This window comes from Xenorhabdus doucetiae (genome assembly GCF_000968195.1).
In the GTDB taxonomy this organism is placed as follows: Bacteria; Pseudomonadota; Gammaproteobacteria; order Enterobacterales; family Enterobacteriaceae; genus Xenorhabdus; species Xenorhabdus doucetiae.
The window spans coordinates 3,437,681-3,461,548 of sequence record NZ_FO704550.1 but is presented as its reverse complement, the minus strand read 5'-3'; the positions used below and the strand labels follow the sequence as shown (position 1 = coordinate 3,461,548).

Here is a 23,868-nt window from a genome sequence, read left to right as displayed (position 1 = left end):
GAAATAACAAATGATTGGGGAATTCCAAAAGGAATTCCCTTTTACTGCCGGATAAAGGTGGCTAAATATGGAAACAGATCTCGCTCATTTAATTGCACAAACCATTTTGCAGGGATTTGATGCGCAATATGGTCGATTTCTGGAAGTCACTTCTGGGGCACAGCAACGTTTTGAACAGGCTGACTGGCCTGCTGTACAACAGGCGATGAAAAAGCGGATTAACTTGTATGATCATCATGTCGGATTGGTGGTGGAGCAGTTGAAGCGTATTCACACTTCATTACAACATGATGAAGATGACATTGCTGAGGTCAAAGCGGTTTATACCCGTTTACTGCCTGACTATCCGCGTTTTGAAATTGCAGAAAGTTTTTTTAATTCGGTTTACTGCCGTTTTTTCAAACATCGTAATTTGAAACCAGACAATCTCTATATATTTTCTTCTCAGCCACCGGCTCGTTTTCGGCATATTTCTCGTCCACTATCACGGGATTTTTTGCCTAATGGTAATCTTGCATCCATGCTGCGAACCCTTTTAAATGATTTGCCATTACGGCTTAAATGGGAGGATTTGGAACGGGATATTGGTTATATCACGCAATATTTGCAGAATACATTTTCCCAATATGATTTATTACAGTCCACGTTCCAAATTGCTAATGAATTGTTTTACCGCAATAAGGCCGCCTGGTTGGTCGGAAAAATCAGAATGGGGTCGATGATTTACCCATTTTTGTTACCGATTCATCACAATGAATCGGGGGGAATTTTTATCGATACCTGTTTGACTAACCACGATGATGCCAGCATTGTTTTTGGTTTTGCCCGCTCCTATTTTATGGTTTACGCCCCTTTGCCTGCGGCTCTGGTTGAGTGGTTGCGTGAAATTCTTCCGACGAAATCCACGGCGGAGTTATACATGGCGATAGGCTGTCAGAAGCATGGTAAGACCGAATATTATCGTGAATATCTGACATTCATTAATTCCACTCAGGAACAGTTTACGATTGCGCCGGGAGTGAAAGGTATGGTGATGCTGGTTTTTACTTCCTCTTCATTTGATCGGGTATTTAAAGTGATTAAAGATAAATTTGCGCCCCAGAAAGAGGTTTCCGAAGAGCGTGTTCAGGCGTGTTACCGTTTGGTAAAAGAGCATGATCGGGTAGGAAGAATGGCTGATACACAGGAATTTGAAAACTTTGTCATTGCTAAACGCCATATCAGCCCTGAATTAATGGCAGAATTGCAAAAAGAGATCCCCGAAAAATTAGAAGACTTGGGCGATAAGATTTTGATAAAGCATCTTTATATGGAACGTAAAATGATGCCGCTAAATATTTATATGGAGCATGTCAATGAGGCGCAATTGAAGGATGTGATCGAAGAATACGGAAATGCGATTAAGCAACTGGCTGCTGCAAATATTTTTCCCGGTGATATGTTGTTTAAAAACTTCGGAGTCACGCGCCACGGAAGGGTGATTTTCTACGATTATGATGAAATCTGTTATATGACCGAAGTGAATTTCCGGGATATTCCTCCGCCCCGCTATCCAGAAGATGAGTTGGCTGGTGAACCTTGGTACAGTGTTGCTGTTAACGATGTTTTCCCAGAAGAATTTCGGCATTTTTTATGTACTGACAAACGTATTCGATGTTATTTCGAAGAAAGTCACCGTGATTTATTTCGAACAGACTACTGGCGGGCATTGCAGGAGCGTATCAAAAATGGATATGTAGAAGATGTTTTTGCTTATCGCAGTAGACAGCGATTTAGCCAGCGTAGTGAAATAAATTGATTTGGATAAATATTCGATAAGCCATGAATCATTTTTATCAATGCGAAAATTTTTTGACAGTCAATTTCCGCATTGGCGTTTAGATAAAACAATTACGCTCTGGTTGCTGCAATAGTCGTTGCTGAAATAGCAATACGTGCCAGTTCCGTAATCTGGGCATAATCTGCTTTTTTCAACGCATCATTCGGTACTAACCATGAGCCACCCACGCACAGAACACTATTCAGTGCCAGATAATCACGATAGTTTTCAGGAGAAATTCCCCCCGTTGGGCAAAAACGGACTTGCGGGAATGGGCCGGCAATGGCTTTCAGTGCCTTAACACCGCCATTTGCTTCTGCCGGGAAGAATTTGAAACAGTTCAAACCGTAACTCATCCCTGACATTAATTCAGAAGTCGTGGAAATCCCCGGAATAAGAGGAATGGAACCGCTAGCTGCCGCTTTTAACAACTCATTCGTCAACCCCGGACTCATGGCAAATTGGGCACCCATTTCAGTGACCGCAGCCAATTGTTCAGGATTAATAACAGTACCTGCACCGATGATTGCTTCAGGAACGTCTTTAGCGATAAGGCGAATGGCCTCCAGTGCACATTCGGTTCTTAAGGTCACTTCCAAGACACGAATTCCGCCGGCAACCAGTGCCTTTGCCAAAGGAACCGCATGTTCAATCTCATTGATCACAATGACAGGGACGATCGGGCCATCAGTCAGGATATTTTCTGCGGTTGTTTTCCAATGATTCATTAACCGTTCCTCCATTAAATTGAACCCCACCAGCAACTCGACCGACGGCACACCACAATGGCATGTGACTGATGGCATTTGGACAAAATTACTTAATGCCACCGTATTCCCGGCTAATGGCTTTTGCCGCCCGCATAACCAGAGCACCAAGTTCAGTAACACGTTCATCAGAGATGCGTGATACAGGGCCAGAAATAGAAATCGCGGCAAAGGCTTCATGATGTTCATCATAGATACAGGCAGCAATACAGCGTAATCCTAACGCATGTTCTTCATCATCAAATGAAAAACCTTGCTTGCGGATCTGTTCGAGATTGTCTGTTAATGCGGCGGCAGTGGTACACGTGTGTTGGGTATAAGTGTGCATGCCTTTTTTATGCAGCAATTGGAGGCGTTTTTGTTCAGACAGCGTAGCAAGCAGGGCCTTACCCGCGCCGGAAGCGTGCATGGGTAGTTTGCCACCAATGGGCGCGGACATTCTCATCAGCGCATTGCATTGCACTTGATCGACAATCACGGCTTCATATTCATCAAGATTAAGGATGGCAAGGTTGACGGTTTCACCGGAATCTTCCATTAATTGGCGCAATATAGGATGAACCAGCACCATCAGATTACGGCTTTGTAAGAAACTGCTGCCGACGACAAAAGCATGGGAAGCGATCACCCATAACCCTAAATCGCCTATTTGGCGAACAAAACCATGTTGTTGCAAGGTTGTCAAAAGACGATGGGTGGTGGAGTTAGGCAGACCGGATTGGATCGCCAGATCAGTCAGGGCAACGCCGACAGGCGAATCGGAAATGTATTCCAAAAGTGTCAACCCTCGGCTTAAAGATTGAACCTGACCGCTTGCAGCGGCACTGTTAGCGGTTATTTTCGTTTTTTTTGTGCGTTTGCTGGCAACGGCTGTGTTCATAAGATGCCCTCTGAATAATCGTTTATTTGCAGCAACGGTCGCTGCGATGGACACAAAATGGAATTTATTTTCATTTTCTTATTATGGATGATAACGAGGGTAAAAACACATCCGATGTGTTGGTAGTGGGAATTTAAAGATATCGCGTAAGAGTGTTTCATTAATTTTTAACGAGCGCTGGTTATTTCATCATAATTAGAGTACATTGTACTCTGTTATAAGGGAGGTTTGCCAGTGAGTTATGCGATAGAGTTTATTGAAACCCCACTGTTCACCCGGCAGATAAAACAGATCGCCACGGATGATGAGCTTAAAGAGCTGCAACGGGAGCTTATTGAATCACCGGATAAAGGCGATCTGATACGTGGTACAGGTGGGCTGCGCAAAATCAGGATGGCGATAGGCTCACAGGGGAAAAGCGGTAGTGCCAGAGTGATCTATTTTCTCGCGACCGAAGATATTATCTATTTGGTGATGGCTTATCCGAAAAATACGAAAGATAACTTAACGGATGCCGAGAAAATAGCACTGAGAAAACTGACTAAGTTACTGAAAGGTGAAGTGTAATATGACTTTTTTTGACGAATTGAAAGCTTCTCTCGAAGAAGCTGTAGACATAAAAAATGGTGCTAAATCACCAGATCGTGTCACTCGCTACGAAGTTGCTGACGTAAAAGCTATTCGTGCACAGCTTAACATTTCACAGGCAGAGATGGCGTCCGCACTGGGCACGAGTCTTGATACAATTAAAAGTTGGGAGCAAAAGCGTCGAAACCCGACCGGGCTGGCGGCAAAGGTGTTGGCGATCATCCAAGACGACCCGGATTTTTTTAAGGCGCTGGCGGCACATTAGAATTTTGCGTGATACGGTTCATTTCGGTACATACCTGTCTCTTGACCTCTAATATGTGACCAAGAGACAGCTCTTTATGCGGGTTTTTCTCGCGATGATAATATTGAATTTGTTTTTCATCCCTCAAACAAACTCTGATGCAATGTCTGAATAACCTGTTCTGCATCTTTACCCGGAACGAGCAGGCAGACATTATGGCTGCTTGCGCCACAGCTTATCATGCGAATATTAAAGGGTTCCAACACGCCAAAAATCCCTTTTCCCAATCCTTTGGCTCGTGAAAGTTCATTGCCGATAATCGCCACCAGTGCCATATCTTCTTCAACTTCCACCCGGCATAACGTAGAAAGTTCAGTGAGCAGCGCATTAGTCAGCAGGCTGCCATTGGTGCTGGTAGAACCTGTGGTATCCAGCGTCAGGGCAATGCTGACCTCGGATGTGGTAATCAAATCCACCGAAATATTATGGCGCGACAGCAGGGTAAATACTTCTGCCAGAAAGCCCCTTGCATGTAGCATTTTCAGGCTATGCAGGGTCAGCAAAGTTTGTTTGCGGCGCAAGGCTAATGCACGAAACAGCGGGGGATTTTCTGTTTTATCACACACTATTGTACCGCCTGCCTGTGGATCTTTGCTGGAGCCGACAAAGACCGGAATGCCGCAGCGAACAGCCGGTAGCAGCGTGGCAGGATGGAGAATTTTGGCGCCAAATGTCGCCATTTCTGCCGCTTCATCAAAGGCAATTTTATTGATGCGTTTAGCCGTGGGAACAATACGCGGATCGGTGGTGTAGATGCCTGGTACATCTGTCCAGATATCAACACGTTGTAAACCCAGCGCTTCACCGAGTAAGGCGGCGGTATAATCACTGCCGCCTCGCCCCAACGTCGTGGTACGGCCTTTTTCTTCCCTGCCAATAAACCCTTGGGTGATGACGAGGGTATCGTCCAGGCGGGAATAAAGGTGTTCCATTGCCAAAGTATGGAGCTGGAGCATATCTGGCTCTGCCCGCCCAAAGTTATCATTGGTGCGCATGATCCGGCGGATATCAAACCATTCGGCATGGGTATGGCGTTGACGTAACAACTCCACAAACAATAACGTGGACATGACTTCACCGTGGCTAACCAATTCATCAGTCAGTGCGTCTGAAGTGGCAAGCGAAGCGGCTTCTGACAGCATATCAATATTTTCCAGCAGGCGATCAATTTCCTCACGGAGCACATTAACTTCATTCAATCGGTCAATAATGGCATATTGAATGTCACGGATTTGTTTCAGGTAGTTCTCCCGTTTATCGCTATCGCAACCAGCCGCCAAGGCAACCAGCAAATTGGTCACGCCAGCGGAAGCTGACAGAACGACAACACGGACATTGGTGTTTGCCAAGATAATATCGGCGCAATGGCTCATGGCATCGAAGTCTGCCACACTCGTACCACCAAATTTTGCTACAACATACTGCGAGTCAGGAGATGAAACAGCACACATGGATGATAACCTTTTATTTGGAGAATCGTTCGAAGAGTCGGCTTTTAGAAATATCGGGTTAGGTGCACTGAGTCAATATTTGACGATGAAGCATAAATAATTTTCATGATGGAAATGAAATTATCGTTTTTGCCTATCTTCACAATTAAGGCTGGAAATCACGGGCTATTTTGACCAATATCAGTGATTACAAGGAAAGGGAGACGCATCACAGCATTAAATCGTTACAATCTGTGCATTCCTATTGTTTATTGACCGTTGATAGAGAGCATTATTCATGAAAAACACCAACCCTAGCCAGACCGAAGCCTGGAAAGCATTACAACAGCATTTTGAGCAAATGAAAGATGTGCATTTGCGGGATCTGTTTGAGCAGGACAAAGAACGGTTTACAGCATTTTCTGCGACATTTGAGCAGCAGATTCTGGTGGATTACGCCAAAAACCGCATTACCGCAGAAACACTGGAGAAGTTACAGGCATTAGCGCAGGAAACCGATTTAGCCGGTGCCATTCGCAGTCTGTTTTCCGGGGAGAAAATCAATCGTACTGAAGATCGTGCGGTGCTGCATATTGCCCTGCGTAACCGTAGCAATACCCCGATTATGGTGGATGGGGAAGATGTGATGCCGCAAGTCAATGCGGTACTGGCGAAAATGAAATCATTCAGTGAACGCATCATTAGTGGTGAGTGGAAAGGCTATACCGGCAAAGCGATTACCGATGTTGTGAATATCGGCATTGGGGGGTCTGATCTTGGCCCTTATATGGTGACAGAAGCGCTGAAAGCGTATAAAAATCATCTGAATATGCATTTTGTTTCCAATGTTGATGGCACCCACATTGCCGAAACACTCAAAACCTTAAATCCAGAAACCACCTTATTCTTGATTGCTTCCAAGACATTTACCACGCAAGAAACCATGACCAATGCACATTCTGCCCGTCATTGGTTCCTGCAAAGTGCCGTTGATGAAGCGCATATCGCAAAACATTTTGCGGCATTATCCACCAATGAACAGGAAGTCACCAAATTCGGTATCGATCCCCAAAACATGTTTGAATTTTGGGATTGGGTAGGTGGTCGTTATTCGCTCTGGTCTGCCATTGGCTTATCCATTGTCCTTTCCATTGGTTATGAGAATTTCGAACAGTTGCTCAGTGGTGCCCATGCCATGGATAAACACTTTGAGCAGACCGCCTTTGAGCAGAATCTTCCTGTTTTGCTGGCCCTGATCGGCATCTGGTACAACAATTTCTTTGGTGCGGAAACTGAAGCGATTCTGCCTTATGATCAATATATGCACCGTTTTGCTGCCTACTTCCAACAAGGCAACATGGAATCAAATGGCAAATACATCGATCGGAATGGCAATCCGGTGAATTACCAGACCGGGCCGATTATCTGGGGAGAACCGGGCACCAATGGTCAGCATGCGTTCTACCAGCTTATCCATCAGGGCACTAAACTGATCCCGTGTGATTTTATTGCACCGGCAATTAGCCATAATCCGGTTAGCGATCATCATAGCAAACTGTTGTCTAACTTCTTTGCACAAACGGAAGCGCTGGCATTTGGTAAAACCCAGGCGCAGGTGGAAGCGGAATTTGCGGCCGCCGGGAAAAATGCCCAGGACGTGGCGAATGTTGTGCCATTCAAGGTATTTGAAGGTAACCGCCCGACCAATTCCATTTTATTGCGCGAAATTACCCCATTCAGCTTGGGGGCATTAATTGCCATGTATGAACATAAGATCTTTGTTCAGGGCGCGATTTTGAATATCTTCTCATTCGACCAATGGGGCGTAGAACTGGGTAAACAATTGGCGAACCGTATTCTGCCTGAACTGCATGATGCCGAGGCGGTAACTAGCCATGACAGCTCGACAAATGGCCTGATTAACCGATTCAAAGAGTGGCGTTAATCTGAACTTCTCTATTCTCTGATTTCTCCTCACCTTAATACGTGCTGTCATTAAGGTGAGTTTTTTTGTAATTTACATAATTTGTTACCCACTTTTAATTTTATTGGTCTGCAACATGATATCCTCACTCCCCATTCGTTGTGCTGTCGGGGAAATTGAGATTCCCCGCAATGGGAAAATGATATGGCAGATAACACCCTATTAACTCCAACTTCCATCCACTGGTTATCGGCAGATGAGACTGACTTTATTCCTGCATCTGTTTTAGATTGGCTGGTGGAAGTCGATTCAATGACATGCCGCTTTGAACAACATTGCCAGCATGTATCGGTTGCTCCTTTTCGCGAAGGCTTTATCACTTTAGAACAGTTAGGTGATGAAAGTAAGCACTTACCTGTAAGTGGAAAATACTGGTTACGTGAAAGTGTCCTGTATGGGGATAATGTCCCGTGGCTTTTGGGGCGAACCCTTATTCCGGAGGAAACACTCACCGGCCCGGATAAAAAATTGGTCGATGTGGGCACTGTGCCGCTTGGTCGTTATCTTTTTAGTGGTAATAATCTAACGCGGGATTATATTCAAATAGGCCAGCAGGGAGATCGTTGGGCACGTCGTTCTTTATTGAGGTTGTCAGGCAAGCCACTGCTACTTACAGAGGTTTTTCTACCGGGATCACCTGCATATAAGATCAATAAAACGAAAGGGGAGAAAGAGATTGAAGGTCAGTATGGCGCAGAATAAATGGCGGGCTTATTGCCGTTTAATGCGTATCAATAAGCCCATTGGTGCATTATTACTTTTATGGCCAACCTATTGGGCATTGTGGATTGCCGCAAAAGGTCTGCCGGATTTGCACGTTTTGTTAGTTTTTACACTCGGCGTGTTTTTCATGCGTGCTGCCGGATGCTGCATCAATGATTTTGCAGACAGAAAATTTGATGGGTATGTAGAACGGACCAAATCCCGTCCCCTGCCTAGTGGCGACATTACCGAAAAAGAAAGCAAAATTTTGTTTGCCACACTGGTACTCATCTCTTTTGCACTGGTACTGACACTCAATAAAATGACGATTGCACTGTCGGTCGTTGGTTTGGCACTGGCGTGGATTTACCCGTTTGTCAAGCGTGTCAGCCACCTGCCACAAGTTGTGTTGGGTGCTGCTTACGGCTGGTCAATTCCTATGGCATTTGCCGCAGTAAGTGAGTCCTTACCTTTAGAATGCTGGCTATTATTCTTAACCAATATCATCTGGTCTGTGATTTATGATACGCAGTACGCCATGGTTGATCGTGACGATGACCTAAGGATCGGAGTGAAATCGACCGCCGTGCTTTTTGGGCGCTTTGATAAACTGATCATTGCTATTCTGCAATTCATCATGCTGGGCATTTTGGTTTTCGTTGGCGGGATGGTGAATCTGGGGGGAATCTATTATTGGACGGTATTGTTGGCGGCTGCGCTGTTCATTTATCAGCAGAAACTGATCACAAATCGGGAACGCTCTGCCTGTTTTCAAGCATTTATGAACAATAATTACGTCGGTATCGTGCTATTCCTCGGTATTTTTTTCAGCTATATCTAGGATAACGTGGCTTTAATATAACGGGCGGTAATCCGCCCGTTGATTTTTTGTCTCGTTATTGCTGGTCTTGGGCGACCTGTACCGGTTCATTTTGTTCCGGTGGCATGCTGACACTTTCAATCGTCAAGCGAATTTCAGGTGACATCAGCTCACTTAATACCTGATAGAGTTCCTGAGTGCTGGTGGTCATTATATCGTCTTTGTCTTGAATATAACCTTCTTCGCGCAGCGTATTAACCGAGCAGGCGAAAACGGCCTTGTCAAAGAACTCCGGCGCATTAATACCATGCAGCACTGACAGACGTTGTGCCAGCATCCGGCTCTCTTTTTCCAGTACACCACGGCTGATGTCAGGGGTGGCATTCAACAAAGAAAGCGTAATGGCATAACGTTGCAGCGTCTCCCTGATACCTGCCGCCAACAATTGCAGCGGGCGAATACGTGCAGGATTCAGCACCAGCATTCCTTGCTCTTTGTTGCAGATAAGACTTTGGCGTGCCAGCTCATCAATCAAGGTATTGACGACATCGGGCAGCGTTTCCTTACTGTAACGCATGAAAAGTTCCTGCTTGATCAGCGGATAGATCAGCGCGACCTGTCTGAGCAATTCACTGCGACTAATGCGGCGGTGATGCATCACAATACTGGTCATCAAGGATGGCAGGATCAATAAATGCTGGATATTGTTGCGATAATAAGTCATCAATACCGCGCTTTCGCGTGGCAGGATAATAATATCGCCCAGACTGTCCTTTTCAACCTCGAACTTATTCATCAGAAGAGCATGATCTAACAATTCTTCGGCGCTTTTGTTCGGCACCGTGATATCGCCAGTGTAAGGCACATTACGCAGTAATTGCAGATAGCAATCCAACTGCTCAATAAGCTGTTCGCGAGTGAGTGCTCGCTGACGTGAGGACAACAACGCCGTGGTGCACAAATTCATCGCGTTCGCTGCGGCGGCATTATTGATATTGACCATAATATTGCGAGACAGCTTACCGACGGTTGGCGCCAGCCAGGTTGGACGCTGAGATTCTATTGGGTCAATCGAGTCACGCCACTCTGGAACATGCTGGTTCAGGTATTGTACCAACGGGATCGGCTCACCAAAATTCACGTAACCCTGTCCGAGATTACGTAACTTGCGCAGCCCTCGCACCATCTGGAAAAAGCCTTCTTTTTCTTTGGTTGCACCGCGCAGCTCTTTGGCGTAAGTCGCCACTTCCATGACATGTTCATAACCGATATAGATCGGCACAATCGTGATGGGGCGAGATTCCCCGCGCAGCATCGCTTGCAAGGTCATGGAGAGCGTACCTGTTTTGGGATCGAGCAAACGACCGGTACGGGAGCGTCCCCCTTCGACAAAGTATTCAACCGAATAGCCACGGGCAAACAATTCACCGAGATATTCACGAAAGATCGTTGAATAGAGTTTATTGCCTTTAAAGGTACGGCGAATAAAGAACGCACCAAGACGACGGAATATCGGGCCAGCCGGCCAGAAATTCAGGTTAATGCCTGCTGCAATATGCGGTGGAACCAGCCCTTGGTGATAGAGCACATACGAGAGCAGCAGGTAGTCCATATGGCTGCGATGGCAGGGAACATAAACCAGCTCATGACCATCCTGTGCCAATTGGCGAACCCGTTCGGCATTATGCACATCAATGCCTTGGTACAGCCGGTTCCACGTCCAACTTAAAACGCGGTCGGTCAAGCGGACTGTTTCATAGGAAAAATCAGCCGCAATCTCTTCCAACATATTGATAGCATTCTGTTTTGCCTTTTCGGGCGAGATTTTCTTGCCACGGGCTTCATCAGCAATCGCTTTTTCTATGGCTTTTGAGGCCAGTAACTTGTTGAACAGATCCTGCCTGAGCGGCAAACGAGGCCCAACCGCCGCAAGACGCTGGCGGGAATAGTGCATCCGCGCCACACGGGCAAGTTTATTGGCGATAATATTATCCGTACCATGTTCATCGGCCATATGGCGTAAAGACACGGGGGTGGAAAAACGCACAAAACTATCCCGTCCAAGCCATAGGATCGCAAAAAGTTTCTGTACGCCATTAAGCAAACGTAATTGTGGCGCTGTATTTCCTTCTTGTCCTTCACGCCCCGGAGAGCGGCCAAACATGACGGAAACCGGCACCATCTGGATATTCAGATCGGGATTATTGCGATGCAAATCCAGATAGGAGTGAAAAATTTTCACCGATTCATGCTTTGGCGCATAACAACGGAACACACGTGGGCCGTTATCGATAAAGACATAACTGGGAAGCTGTGTGTCACCGATCTCCAAAGGCTCCAGTGGATCAGACAAATCTTGCGCCAGACATTGTTGACGCAGGGTCAATAAGTCTGTTTTTGAGTGGTACGGCAGTACGTACAAAATAGGCCGGGTCGTATCAAGACGCAGCTCCGCAATGGGGTCCGTAGGGATTAGTTTACTTTTTACTAAAAATTTTAGTGGTAAATTCAACAACTTATAATATATTTTACGCCAACCTGACATAACTGCTTTAAGCCTCTTGTTAGCAATGCGTCGCAAGGATACCAGAAACAGATTTTGAGATCTGTGGAAATAAGACAATAATAAGAGCTAAAAGTTATATAACCATACAATGATCAAGTTCATTAAAGAAAATTTTTATGGCAAATCAAGCAACAGGTTTAATCCGCATCATTAAAGCGGCTAAGTATTCGGCGAAAGGCATTAAGGCTGCATGGCAAAATGAAGCGGCATTTCGGCAGGAAGCCATTGTTGCCATACTTGCGGTTATCATTGCATTTGCCTTCGATTTTGGCTTGTTTGAGAGACTCCTGCTTATTGGCTCTATTATGCTGGTCGTCATTGTCGAAATCCTGAATAGTGCCATCGAAGCCGTGGTGGATCGTATCGGTAGTGAATATCATGAATTATCGGGACGGGCGAAAGATATGGGATCAGCGGCTGTATTGCTTGCTATTCTTCTGGCGCTGTTTACTTGGGGAATGATCTTTTGGTCGCATTTTATGCACTGAAGCAGCGTGTATTTTCATCAAAATACGTTATTTAGCTGCTTTTACATGCTAACAGGTTCCCAATTCGAATTTACCTGTATATACTCCCAGTTTGGCTGTATAAACAAACAGGGGGCGAAATGAAAGCATTAACTGCCAGGCAGCAGCAAGTTTACGACTTGGTGCGTGACCATATTTCGCAAACGGGTATGCCACCAACACGTGCTGAAATTGCTGCACGTCTTGGTTTTCGTTCACCTAACGCAGCGGAAGAGCATTTAAAGGCACTTGCGCGTAAAGGGGTGATAGAGATTATCGCTGGTGCATCCAGAGGTATCCGTTTGCTGCTCGAACAGGAAGATAATGGGGCGGGATTGCCGCTGATCGGTCGTGTTGCTGCCGGGGAACCACTACTGGCTCAGGAACACATCGAAAGTCACTATAAGGTTGATCCTGAATTATTCAAACCAAGCGCTGATTTTCTGTTGCGTGTCAGTGGGATGTCCATGAAAGACATTGGTATTATGGACGGGGATTTACTGGCTGTGCACAAGACACAGGATGTTCATAATGGGCAAGTCATTGTGGCGCGCATTGAAGATGAAGTGACAGTAAAACGCTTCAAACAAACAGGAAACACCATTGAACTGATCGCTGAGAATCCGGAATTTAAACCTATTGTTGTTGATTTGAGTGAGCAGAATTTCACGATTGAAGGATTAGCCGTAGGCGTTATCCGTAACGGAGACTGGTTCTGATCCTACTCTGTGGCGGTCATTTTTCTCAGTACCCGTTAAACTTAAGTTCAGCGGGAACTTGAAAAATAGATGATGATATCAGCGATGACCGCCTCATTGCTTAATCCGGCCTCAAGCGTTTTTTCTTATCTCTTTTTATTCTCTTCAACCGAATGATTATGCTGGCAGGTATCGTGCTCGGTGCAGGCTTCAATCTCATGGCAGGAAAAACACAGGCCATGAATTTCTATCACACTATTTCGCAAATGAAACCCGGTGCCTTGTGCTAACTGTTGAATGGCGGATTCAATATCTTTCGCCTCCTTTTCGGTCACTGAACCACAAAATTCACAGATAAACATCGCCGAAGTATGGCAAGGTTGTTCGAAATGATGGCAAATCACATAACTGTTTGTGGATTCTATTTTGTGAATAAAACCTTGTTCCAGCAAAAACTCTAACCCACGATAAACCGTTGGGGGCTTGGCTTGTGGTTCGACTTCACGCAACAAATCCAGCAAATCATAAGCGCTTATCGCGCCGGGCTGTTGAGTGATTAGACGAAGAATTTCAAGGCGTTGAGGTGTCAAACGAACCCCTCTTGACAGGCAGATTGCTTCAGCCTGTGCCAGTAACTTTTTTTGATTGATAGTTTTCATTACACCTCTCACACCGACACGATGCCAATACCTTTAATGTTATCATGTTTTTGAGTCTGAGAGTGGAGTCCCACACAATGCGCAGCCCCATTTTGGTCACTATCAGATGAGCCTGTTGTTGGAGGGATTCAGTTATAAAAATTAATCCGCGGATAAGAACGATAAAATAGGCTGAAAAACGGAGAAAATAAAACTGGAAATATTGGATAATAGATGAAGGTTTCGTTTAACCAATGACCATTTATTTTAATAGTTACACTTAGGAAGTAAGACATTTCAGTATATAACGATCCTTAAAATACAATTCACTTAATTAATGGATTAAAAATGAAAGAGTTATTGCAAAACCATCCTAATAATAGAGCGTTTCCGGTTAACAGTTTTCGGATAGTGAAAGAGGCTATCCTGAAAAAAAGAAAGATAAATTTTCTTAGCCCCATTCAGGCGATTGGCTTAGGCGTTCTTTGGATTACAACCATTTTGTTGATTGCATTATCAACAGGTATCACCGGATTGACCATTGATACTAATAACATACCATCAGCGGGTTATAGACTGTCAGCGATATTGATTGGTTTTAGCTTATTGGGCATATTCCTTTCTGTTTATACTTTTCTTCGCATCAAAAACCTTCCCGCCGCCGAACAGAAACGTTACTACATGCAGGCCGGATTATCGGTCTTACCGGAAGAAAAGCGTCAGGCATTACGGCTGCATATTGTCGGGATTTATTACGATGGATTTTGGGCAGAAACATTGGAACATTATCCGCTTGAAAGTCGCGTCTCTCAATATAATGAGAAATATCATTTTCTGCCTTTATCTGATCCTGAGCCTCATCAATCACAAATATATCAGGATTGGGGAATTCTTGATGAAAATGGATATATAAAAATACTGCATGAATTGTGGGCAGGAATGCATTCAGAACGTTTTGCAATTGATGCGGTTTTCACGGATGGAGAAATGTTTAAAGTGCTTGGCAGTTTGATAGAAGAATCTCCCGAATATGTCCAGCAATGTTCTCGTTCCATTGCGGGTCGGTCGCCGGCGTTACTTTGGGGATTTGATCTCTGGCGAGCGATTGTATTGAGCCGTAACTGTTTTGCTGCGGGTTATATTAGTGAAGAAACGGCGTGGAAAAATATACTTAAAACCGCCGATTATGTTTATGAAATTTTCGGCAGCTTTGATGAGTTTTACACGAATTATCGGTTAGGTAATGCCTATTGGAGCCGGGATTTTGATAGGGCGAAAAAACGTCTGAAAGAGTTCCGCTTTTATAAGGCCTATTGTGATTGGCCGATTGCTCAACTCCCTTGGCCAGAACCGAAAGGAATACCGATGGAGCAATATATGAAAGATGGCTTTGCTGATGCCGTTAATTCCATTTTACGGGATCAGATGGAAAGCCAGCAAAACGAAGACATGCTGAATGATGATAGCCATACTGAGATTCGTGTATTGCACTAATTTTATGTTTTAAAATAAATTTAATTTTATCAGATCAATTAAATATATTTTTGGGATATAGAAAAGTCGTTATCAGAGAAAAGCTGTATTGTCTCATTGTCTGACTGGCATTGATTTTGTGTCTGAACATTCGGCTATGGTATACTGCGCCGCTCCACGTAACCCCTGGTATCCTGAAACACCTTCTATCTGGTGTACTGAAAAAGCAAAAACAGACCCCAAATGCACGAACATAAAAAATCAAAAAATATGCCTGAAATCAACGGAAAAGCCCATAAATTCAAACCTTCCCGCTTCTCCGTTGCGCCCATGCTCGACTGGACTGACCGTCACTGCCGTTATTTCCATCGCCTATTAAGCAAGGAAGCGCTGCTTTATACCGAAATGGTCACAACGGGCGCGATTATTCATGGTAAAGGGGATTATCTGGCCTATAACGAGCAAGAGCATCCGTTGGCGCTGCAATTAGGGGGCAGTGATCCGCAGGCATTGGCGCAGTGTGCCAAGATCGCGCAGGAAAGGGGTTACGATGAAATCAATCTGAATGTCGGTTGTCCTTCTGATCGTGTGCAAAATGGCCGTTTTGGGGCTTGCCTGATGGGAGAAGCGGCGCTGGTAGCCGATTGTGTCAAAGCAATGCAAGATGTTGTGGATATCCCTGTTACCGTTAAAACCCGCATCGGAATTGATCAACAGGATAGCTACGAGTTTCTGTGTGATTTTATTGCCACTGTCGTGAAAAATAGTGATTGCGATAACTTTATTATTCATGCGCGTAAAGCGTGGTTGTCGGGTTTAAGCCCAAAAGAAAACCGCGAAATTCCGCCTTTGGATTACCCGCGCGTCTATCAATTGAAACACGATTTCCCACAACTGACGCTTTCAATTAATGGCGGCATTAAATCGTTGGAAGAAGCGAAACAGCATTTGCAATATGTCGATGGCGTAATGATTGGGCGGGAAGCCTACCAAAATCCCTCTCTTCTGGCACTTGTGGATCGTGAATTGTTTAACCAAACCGTTCCTGTGACCAATACGGTCGATGCGGTTAAGGCGCTTTATCCTTATATTGAACAAGAGTTGTCAAAAGGCACTTATTTAGGGCATATCACCCGCCATATTTTGGGTATTTTTCAGGGAATTCCGGGGGCACGTCAGTGGCGTCGCCATTTGAGCGAAAACGCCCACAAACCGGGCGCTGATATTAGGGTGATTGAAAACGCGCTGGAAATGGTGACAGAGCGGATGTAATCCGCCCAGATATTTTATGGAATTAATAAGCTGGAACCGTGAGTAGCACGGCTTTCCAGTGTCTGGTGTGCTCTTACCGCTTCGCTCAATGGAAACTTCTGATCCTCCGGTACATCCACATTGATTTTGCCGCTGGCAATTAAATCAAACAGTGCCTTGCTGGCTTCTGCCAACTCTTCGCGGCTGGTGATATAGCCGTTAAGAGAAGGGCGGGTGAGAAACAGTGAACCTTTTTGATTGAGAATACCTAAATTTACCCCTGTGACCGGCCCCGATGCGTTACCGAAACTGACCATCAAACCTTGGCGTTTCAGGCAATCGAGTGAATCGAGCCATGTCTCCTGGCCGACAGAATCATAGACAACGCCGACTTTTTCCCCGCCAGTAAACGTTAAGACACGTTCTACAATATTCTCGCGACGATAGTTGATGGTTTGCCACGCTCCCGCTGCTTTGGCAAGCGCGGCTTTTTCGTCTGAGCCGACCGTTCCAATCAACTTTGCACCCAGTGATTTTGCCCATTGGCAGGCAATTAAACCAACGCCACCGGCAGCAGCATGGAACAGAATAGTTTCTCCTGGCTGGATCTTATAGGTCAGATTGAACAGATAATAAACGGTTAAACCTTTTAAAAATGACGCAGCCGCTTGTTCGAATGAGATCTCATCAGGCAACAAGGCTAATTTGCTTTCAGGAACGTTATGTATTTCACTGTAAGCCCCTGAGGCAGACTGGGCATAAACCACACGATCACCGACTTTAATGGACGTCACTTTTGATCCAACTTGAGTAACAACTCCCGCGGCTTCTGTTCCCAACCCAGTAGGCAGATTGGCCGGCGGATATAAACCACTGCGTATGTAGGTATCGATATAATTAATGCCGATAGCTTTGTTTTCGACTTGGACTTCATCAGGTGCAGGGGCAGCAGGTGTAAATTCACAATATCGGAGTACTTCTGGACTGCCTGTAGCCGAAAATTCAATGTGTTTTGCCATAGTAACCCTCTCATTATATTAAAAATATTGGGAACAGCCTCGCATGTTTGCATTGCAATCGCTGCAAATAGCGTTAATGTGTCGGAAATCATTGCAGACTATATATATTTACTTTGTGTTTTGAAGTTTGTCCATGATTTTTATTTTAATCTAAAAATCAATCTGTTAGTAATACATTCAACTGTGTATTGTTCCAGTGTTTATTGACGTTTCCTCATTGTTACGGCACACTGTGTATAAACATTTGTATAAATATTTTGAGTGATCATGGCTGCCGAACTAAACAAGCTCAGTGACAAAAAACTTAAAAATTTGCACGGAAAAGAAAGGGATAATATTGAGTTTTTTGCTGATGGTGCTGGGTTGAGTGCCAAAGCATCTAAAGCAGGAGGTATTAGCTGGGTTTTTACTTATCGACTTGATGGTAAAAAGTTAAACCGCCTTACCATTGGGCGCTATCCTGATATGCCCCTCAAACAAGCTCGTGAAACACGGGACAAATGCCGTAACTGGTTGGCGTCCGGTAAAGATCCAAAGCTCCAATTTAACTTGGTGATGCAGGAATCATTAAAACCAGTCACCGTAAAAGATGCTATCGAATATTGGATAGAGCACTACGGTAGAGAGAATCGAGTGAATATCGATACCCTCATTCTTCAATTAGAGAAACATATTTATCCTTATATTGGTGAAATGGCATTGTCTGACTGTGAAACAATATATTGGCTGCAATGCTTTGATGGAATGAAAAAGAAAGCTCCAGTGGCTGCTGGTTCTGTATTTCAATTGTGCAAGCAAGCTCTAAAATTTTGCCGAGTCAGAAGGTATGCGATCAGCCATGTATTGGATGATTTAACTATTCAGGATGTTGGAAAAAAACAGAATAAAGGTCATCGGTATTTAGAAGATAATGAACTTGGTCAATTATGGGAATCCATAAATACAGGTATCTACCTACCTTATTATAATAATTTATTGAAAATATTGGTTGTATTTGGTTGTCGGACACGAGAAATCAGGTTGTCGAAATGTTTAGAATGGAATTTTAATTCTATGTTATGGACTGTTCCAAAAGAAAATAGCAAGACAGGTGAGAAAATTATTCGTCCAATACCGGAATATATGAAAGCTTTCTTAGAAAACCTTGTTTATCAAAACAATAAAAGTGGTTACCTCTTAGGAGAATTTAAAAAACTTGAAGCAGTCGCCCAATATGGCAGAAAAATATGGAAAAAATTAGAGCATGACGAGGAATGGTCTTTGCATGACTTAAGGCGAACGTTTGCAACTAAATTAAATGACATGGGCATAGCGCCACATATCGTAGAACAGCTTCTAGGCCATGCCTTACCGGGCATTATGGCTATATATAACAAGAGCCAATACTTGCCAGAGAAGTTAGACGCTTTAAACAAATGGTGCGAGCGACTGGATGTATTGGCGGGTAATTATGAGAATGTGGTTATATTAAAAGCAGTTCAATAATGGGAATTAATGAATTTGATGATGAACATCATAATTGTGATATGTACGTAACAAATGTGGCTTGCTTTCGTAAGAATTTCTATTAAGTAAAATATCCTCACAAAAACAACTAAACAGTGAGGGTAACATGACCATTCAGTATAATTCTCCTACACCAGAAGAACGCCGTTCTATCCTTTCCGACTATGGCGAACCTTATGATCGCCTTGTCCGCGAAAAGGAACGCCATCACATTACCTCTATTTCCAGAACGTCAGCATGGAAATTGGAAAATGAAGGGCGCTTCCCCGCCCGTAAGCCATTAGGCCGCAATTCTTGTGCTTGGTTGCTCAGTGATTTGTTGCACTGGGTACATAATCCGCCAATCGTAGAAAATATAAATAATCCGTATAGCCGCAAACCTACCAATTAAAAAATAACATCATGGAAAAATTAACTGCCTTAATTAGCAGTGGTCAGGCTCACTCTAAAAATAGCCTGATTTTTGGCATAAAGGGATATGATGGTAGATATTAACGATAGAAATTATTTGAAATTAAGTAACCATCAATTTGAGAAACAACCCTCTTTAAGAGGGTTAGTTGATTATTATTCAGATGATGCTTTAGTTTTACGCTGGCGGCGTTTGATTTCGCCTGACATAGCAGAAATGATGAATTGCGCGGTGCTTTCGCCTTCTTCTTTAAATTTTTCCATTGAATCAACAAGCTCATGTGGTACACGGGCTTCTAACTTTTTTGATTTTGCGTTTACTGCTTTCGTAGCCATATCTGTATCCATTAGTAGTTGGTGGCTGACAGTATACGCAAAAAATATTCATAAAAAAGAATTGACGTGGCTGACACTTAAAAATACGATAGTGGCTGACACCTTGAGCTATTCAGTGAATAAAAACAACAACGCCCCGAAGTGCAGCAACACTATCGAGGCGTCTAACCACAACATTATCGGAGCTAATGCCATGGCTGACACACAGTCTAACCAAACTCGCCCTAAATTTACATGCCTAATTGTGGCAAGTAATCAACGACTAACAGATCTTCATCCAGTGCGCCTTATCTCCGTTCAGGGGGTAAGCCATGTTTAAGATCATTGTCACTACAACAAATCAGCATACAGGCGAGATAAAAAAAGAAACTGTCCGCTACAAATACAAGACATTACGCGGCGCGGAGAAAGCCGCCAAAAATATTCGCGATATTTGTATGCCAGATAATGAAACCGTTGATACTGAAATCGTCAGCGTGTACGAGCGCAGAGCGCCGATATCACTGGATCAAGCCATGCACAATACAAGGCTGGCGGCCTCCTTATTTTACGTCATTCTTGAAAAAGCCAAGTCTGAATGTTCCATTGATTTAAATAACCTGATTGCGTTGGCCTGTGATATCAATCAGGAAGTCTACCATGCGCTTCAAGCGGCTGTGTATGAGGAATAAGCCATGAGTCAATCATCTGCATATGGATATAACAGCCGTAAAAACAATGAAGAAATCCGCCCAATAGACATTATCCATACGGTAAAAAAATCCGCCATGAATCATTGGCAAAGCCTGTTGCCCGCCTGTGGTGTTGAGGTTCCGGCAAAGGGGAAGCATGGCGCTTGTCCGATATGCGGGGGAACTGACCGCTTTCACTTCATCGACGATCACCATAACGGCGACTGGCATTGTCGCCAGTGTGATGAGCCGAATCATGGCGACGGGCTGGATTTAGTGGCAAGGGTTAAAGGGATCACTGTCTTTGCAGCCGCTAAGTTAGTTTCGGGTGCGCTGGCTCTGCCCTTACCGGAATCCAAGCCCGCCAGAAAGGAATCTCCAAAATCAGAGGCTCCCTCAATAATCGAGAAAGTGAACAGGCTCTTGTCTCAAGCCACGCTTGGGCAATCCGGCTATCTGGCGAAAAAGGGGCTGCAATGCCCCAAACAACGGTTATTGAAAGAGGGGATTTTATTACTGATCACCCAAACCCTGAACGGCCTATCACGGGTGCGCAACCATCAAGCCCAATGGTGAAAAGCGCCTTGTTGCAGGCTCACAGAAAAAGGGCAGTGTTATCCCCGTATCTGAGATAACCGGCACACCGGACACGCTCATCATTACAGAGGGCTACGCAACAGCCTTAACGGTCAGTCAGTTACATGATGGCGTAGTACTGGCAGCGCTTGATGAAGGGAACTTACCTAACGTGGCCGAACAGGTCAGAGAACGGTGGCCAGACGCGAAGATCATTCTTGCGGCCGATAATGATTGGCACGAACCGGGAGCGCTGGACAAAAACGGCAAACCCAAGAAGAACGTCGGCAAGATAGCGGCAGAGAAGACCGCCAAGGCGATTAATGGCTGGGTAACGCTACCCCCGACAGAGTATAAAGCCGATTGGGATGATTATCGCCAGCGCCACGGCATTGAAGCCGCAAAAAAAGCATTCAGTCACGGGCTATATCAGGTGGGGGAGAAAAAGGCAGTGAACGCAGAAGTAGCCGTGATCCACGAAAATAAGAAAAAAAGTCCCCATCTGGCACAAATGGCCGCCAGTCAACGCGGGGAACTGCTTGCTGAATATTACGGCAAAATGGCGGTCAATCCTGAAAGTGAGATGGTCTATCGCTATAATGGCGCAACATGGGAGACGGTGCCGGACAGTGAACTGCTCCGCGCAATGGTGGCAATCTTTAATCAGCATGAAACCCCTTATAGCCCGAATGGGATCAACAATGCTATCAGTGCCATGAAATTACAAATTCCGGTTATTGGTGAACGACGGCAGGATTTAATTGGGTTTAATAACGGTGTGTATGACTTGTCAGAACAGGTATTCAGGCCACATCAGCCGGCACATTGGCTAATGAACCATAACGGCATTGAATTTACCCAGCCCGCTATCGATGAAAACTTACAGGCTCATGCGCCTTATTTTTATCGCTGGATGTCTCATGCGGCAGGACAAGATAAAGATAAAATGGCGCGTATTAATGCCGCCTTGTTTATGATCCTGGCAAACCGTTATGACTGGCAGTTATTTATTGAAGTCACGGGCGAAGGTGGCAGCGGCAAGAGTGTATTTACTTATATCGCGACGTTATTAGCGGGTGAACACAATACCGCCAGTGGCAATATGAAAGCGCTGGATGAAGCGAGAGGCCGTTATCAATTTGTTGGGAAAAGCCTGATTACGCTGCCAGACCAAGTTAAATATGTCGGTGAGGGGGCGGGCATTAAAGCCATTACAGGCGGTGACCTGATTGAAGTTGACGGGAAATATGAAAAACAGTTTTCCACGATTATTAAAGCCGTGGTATTAGCCACCAATAACGAACCGATGAGCTTTACCGAGCGCAATGGCGGTATTGCACGGCGGCGGGTGATATTCCCGTTTAATATTCCGGTCAAGGAATCAGAAAAAGATCCACAATTGCCGGAGAAAATCAGCCGGGAACTACCGATAATTATTCGCCATTTATTAACCAAATTTGCCGACCAGAATAAGGCCAAAAAATTACTACAGGCACAACGGGATTCCAGCGAAGCGTTATCAGTGAAATGCCATTCAGATCCCTTATATCGCTTTTGTGGTTATCTGGTGTCCGTGGATAATATTGCCGGGATGAAGATGGGGAATAAAAATATCAGCCCACGGGTACCGCGTATTTATCTTTATCATGCTTATTTGTCTTTTATGGAAGCGCACGGATTTGAACGGCCGTTAACCCTGACAAAATTTGGTGATTCAATCCCCAAGATTATGCAGGAATACCGGAAGGACTATCGAAAAGTCAGGACAAAGCAAGGTTATTCGTATAACGTGGCGTTATCCGAAGAGGCCGAAGAATGGCTTCCGGCAGTGCCTGAACTGCGCAGAGGTTAACCCCCCAGATAAACTTTTGGTGTTAACTGTACACCCTATACATAAATTAGAATAATTATATGATATTAAAGGTAAAAATAAGGTGTATAGTTATCTTTTAACTGTACACCAACTATACACCCTATTCACTTGTTATTTTTTGTCGGGGTGAACAGTCGTGCACAGTTGGTGTATATCATGTACACCGTCACAAACTCAGGCAGGACAAGGCATTCAAGGGAAAATGCACAGGGTGTACAGTTGAGAGGGACAAAAAGATTTTCAGGGGGTATCTTCTGGCAGGCAAATAAAAGCCGGAGGAATCTAAGAAGATAAATTTAGTGCATCAATTTGTTTTTTTATTAGGGTACTATCTGAAATTTAAATTAGGTAATTATCTGATTTTATTTAAGCAGAGAGGTTAATCACAATTTTTCTGGCGATCTTTTATTCATGCTGGAATAGATAGGCATTACTGTTATATCCTGTTTAATTGATGCTGTAATGAGCATCCATCGAAAATTAGATTACAGGAGACAGGAATGTCATATCTCATTTACTTGTCATTAAAGGGCAAGAAACAAGGCTTAATCTCGGCGGGCTGTTCAACCCCCGAATCTATCGGCAACCGCTATCAGGCCGGGCGGGAAGATGAAATACAGGTATTGCACCTCAGCCACATGATGACACGCGATCAGAACGTCAATCACCTTCCGGTCAGCTTTACCAAACCCATTGATAAATCCTCCCCGTTGTTGGGGTTAGCAATAGACAAGAACGAGTTGCTGGATGCCCTTTTTAAGTGTTACCGCGTAAACCTTGCCGGGCAATTGGAATTTTTTTATGAAATTAAATTGACAGGCGCAACCATTGTTGATTTTTCCTGTCATTATCCGCACTCCATTGATGACAACGATCAGATCCCGTATGAAACGGTGCAGCTTGATTATAAGTCGATGTCATTCACGCATCGCGCGGCAGGGACAACGGGTTACGCAATATCGCAATTACAGGGGCGTGAAGAGGAAAGGCCGCTTTTGTCTGGATTTTCGTCGTTAATTAAGCCACTTGAGACAGCAATAGAGGCTTTAT

20 protein-coding genes and 2 pseudogenes are annotated in these 23,868 nt (G+C 44.5%); 15 read left to right on the top strand and 7 right to left on the bottom strand.

Features of this window, described 5'->3' with window-relative positions:
- Positions 1-67 precede the first annotated feature (67 nt).
- Positions 68-1,798, top strand: coding sequence for a bifunctional isocitrate dehydrogenase kinase/phosphatase (gene aceK, locus XDD1_RS15085; protein WP_045972459.1), 1,731 nt, complete (start codon positions 68-70; stop codon positions 1,796-1,798).
- 92 nt (positions 1,799-1,890) lie between these two features.
- Here the strand turns inward: aceK and XDD1_RS15080 are convergent, their stop codons facing one another.
- Positions 1,891-2,547 (bottom strand): bifunctional 4-hydroxy-2-oxoglutarate aldolase/2-dehydro-3-deoxy-phosphogluconate aldolase, encoded by a 657-nt coding sequence (locus tag XDD1_RS15080; protein WP_045972457.1) that lies wholly within the window; start codon positions 2,545-2,547, stop codon positions 1,891-1,893.
- Positions 2,548-2,635: 88 nt separating this feature from the next.
- The gene (iclR, locus tag XDD1_RS15075) at positions 2,636-3,466 is read right to left on the bottom strand and encodes a glyoxylate bypass operon transcriptional repressor IclR (protein ID WP_045973679.1); all 831 of its coding nucleotides are present in this window, start codon (positions 3,464-3,466) and stop codon (positions 2,636-2,638) included.
- Between the two features lie 234 nt (positions 3,467-3,700).
- Here iclR and XDD1_RS15070 point away from each other — a divergent pair, with 234 nt between their 5' ends.
- A complete protein-coding gene (locus XDD1_RS15070) occupies positions 3,701-4,033 on the top strand; it encodes a type II toxin-antitoxin system RelE/ParE family toxin (protein ID WP_045972455.1) in 333 nt (110 codons plus the stop codon).
- 1 nt (position 4,034) lies between these two features.
- The gene (gene nadS, locus XDD1_RS15065; protein ID WP_045972453.1) at positions 4,035-4,319 is read left to right on the top strand and encodes a NadS family protein; all 285 of its coding nucleotides are present in this window, start codon (positions 4,035-4,037) and stop codon (positions 4,317-4,319) included.
- A 116-nt stretch (positions 4,320-4,435) separates the two neighbouring features.
- On the opposite strand, the gene lysC is transcribed toward nadS, so the two are convergent.
- Positions 4,436-5,809, bottom strand: coding sequence for a lysine-sensitive aspartokinase 3 (lysC, locus tag XDD1_RS15060; RefSeq protein WP_045972450.1), 1,374 nt, complete (start codon positions 5,807-5,809; stop codon positions 4,436-4,438).
- Between the two features lie 277 nt (positions 5,810-6,086).
- On the opposite strand from lysC, the gene pgi reads away from it, so the two are divergent.
- The 3 genes from pgi (at position 6,087) to ubiA (ending at position 9,315) form a co-directional block, all read left to right on the top strand.
- Positions 6,087-7,733 (top strand): glucose-6-phosphate isomerase, encoded by a 1,647-nt coding sequence (gene pgi, locus XDD1_RS15055; protein WP_045972449.1) that lies wholly within the window; start codon positions 6,087-6,089, stop codon positions 7,731-7,733.
- Positions 7,734-7,916: 183 nt separating this feature from the next.
- Positions 7,917-8,474 carry a chorismate lyase gene (ubiC, locus tag XDD1_RS15050; protein ID WP_045972447.1) on the top strand — a complete coding sequence of 186 codons (558 nt, stop codon included), beginning with the start codon at positions 7,917-7,919 and terminating at the stop codon, positions 8,472-8,474.
- Entirely contained in the window at positions 8,461-9,315 is an 855-nt protein-coding gene (gene ubiA / locus XDD1_RS15045) for a 4-hydroxybenzoate octaprenyltransferase (RefSeq protein ID WP_045972445.1), read from the top strand. Before ubiC ends, ubiA begins: the two co-directional genes overlap by 14 nt.
- A gap of 55 nt (positions 9,316-9,370) precedes the next feature.
- Here ubiA and plsB read toward each other — a convergent pair whose 3' ends face one another.
- Positions 9,371-11,839 (bottom strand): glycerol-3-phosphate 1-O-acyltransferase PlsB, encoded by a 2,469-nt coding sequence (gene plsB / locus XDD1_RS15040; protein ID WP_045972443.1) that lies wholly within the window; start codon positions 11,837-11,839, stop codon positions 9,371-9,373.
- 137 nt (positions 11,840-11,976) lie between these two features.
- Between plsB and XDD1_RS15035 the strand changes: the two genes are divergently transcribed.
- Together XDD1_RS15035 and lexA are read left to right on the top strand one after the other, a co-directional pair.
- Positions 11,977-12,348 (top strand): diacylglycerol kinase, encoded by a 372-nt coding sequence (locus XDD1_RS15035; protein WP_045972441.1) that lies wholly within the window; start codon positions 11,977-11,979, stop codon positions 12,346-12,348.
- A 119-nt stretch (positions 12,349-12,467) separates the two neighbouring features.
- Positions 12,468-13,085, top strand: a complete 618-nt coding sequence (lexA, locus tag XDD1_RS15030) for a transcriptional repressor LexA (RefSeq protein ID WP_045972439.1) — start codon at positions 12,468-12,470, stop codon at positions 13,083-13,085.
- Between the two features lie 125 nt (positions 13,086-13,210).
- Here lexA and zur read toward each other — a convergent pair whose 3' ends face one another.
- On the bottom strand, positions 13,211-13,723 hold the full coding sequence (zur, locus tag XDD1_RS15025) for a zinc uptake transcriptional repressor Zur (RefSeq protein ID WP_045972437.1): 513 nt from the start codon (positions 13,721-13,723) through the stop codon (positions 13,211-13,213).
- A gap of 327 nt (positions 13,724-14,050) precedes the next feature.
- Here zur and XDD1_RS15020 point away from each other — a divergent pair, with 327 nt between their 5' ends.
- Together XDD1_RS15020 and dusA are read left to right on the top strand one after the other, a co-directional pair.
- On the top strand, positions 14,051-15,196 hold the full coding sequence (locus tag XDD1_RS15020; RefSeq protein ID WP_045972435.1) for a DUF1266 domain-containing protein: 1,146 nt from the start codon (positions 14,051-14,053) through the stop codon (positions 15,194-15,196).
- 249 nt (positions 15,197-15,445) lie between these two features.
- Positions 15,446-16,447, top strand: coding sequence for a tRNA dihydrouridine(20/20a) synthase DusA (gene dusA, locus XDD1_RS15015; protein WP_148886155.1), 1,002 nt, complete (start codon positions 15,446-15,448; stop codon positions 16,445-16,447).
- A 14-nt stretch (positions 16,448-16,461) separates the two neighbouring features.
- Here the strand turns inward: dusA and XDD1_RS15010 are convergent, their stop codons facing one another.
- Positions 16,462-17,445 (bottom strand): quinone oxidoreductase, encoded by a 984-nt coding sequence (locus XDD1_RS15010; RefSeq protein ID WP_045972431.1) that lies wholly within the window; start codon positions 17,443-17,445, stop codon positions 16,462-16,464.
- Positions 17,446-17,712: 267 nt separating this feature from the next.
- Between XDD1_RS15010 and XDD1_RS15005 the strand changes: the two genes are divergently transcribed.
- Positions 17,713-18,930: a tyrosine-type recombinase/integrase gene (locus XDD1_RS15005; protein ID WP_045972429.1), complete on the top strand. Its 1,218-nt coding sequence runs from the start codon at positions 17,713-17,715 to the stop codon at positions 18,928-18,930.
- A gap of 127 nt (positions 18,931-19,057) precedes the next feature.
- Positions 19,058-19,342: a helix-turn-helix transcriptional regulator gene (locus XDD1_RS15000; protein ID WP_045972427.1), complete on the top strand. Its 285-nt coding sequence runs from the start codon at positions 19,058-19,060 to the stop codon at positions 19,340-19,342.
- Between the two features lie 176 nt (positions 19,343-19,518).
- On the opposite strand, the gene XDD1_RS14995 is transcribed toward XDD1_RS15000, so the two are convergent.
- On the bottom strand, positions 19,519-19,698 hold the full coding sequence (locus XDD1_RS14995) for a YlcI/YnfO family protein (protein WP_045972425.1): 180 nt from the start codon (positions 19,696-19,698) through the stop codon (positions 19,519-19,521).
- A 311-nt stretch (positions 19,699-20,009) separates the two neighbouring features.
- Between XDD1_RS14995 and XDD1_RS14990 the strand changes: the two genes are divergently transcribed.
- The 3 genes and pseudogenes from XDD1_RS14990 to XDD1_RS20090 form a co-directional block, all read left to right on the top strand.
- A complete protein-coding gene (locus tag XDD1_RS14990; RefSeq protein ID WP_045972423.1) occupies positions 20,010-20,369 on the top strand; it encodes a hypothetical protein in 360 nt (119 codons plus the stop codon).
- 96 nt (positions 20,370-20,465) lie between these two features.
- A pseudogene (locus XDD1_RS14985) lies at positions 20,466-22,797 on the top strand (primase-like DNA-binding domain-containing protein).
- Positions 22,798-23,318: 521 nt separating this feature from the next.
- A pseudogene (locus tag XDD1_RS20090) lies at positions 23,319-23,777 on the top strand (Hcp family type VI secretion system effector); the annotation flags it as partial.
- Positions 23,778-23,868 lie beyond the last annotated feature (91 nt).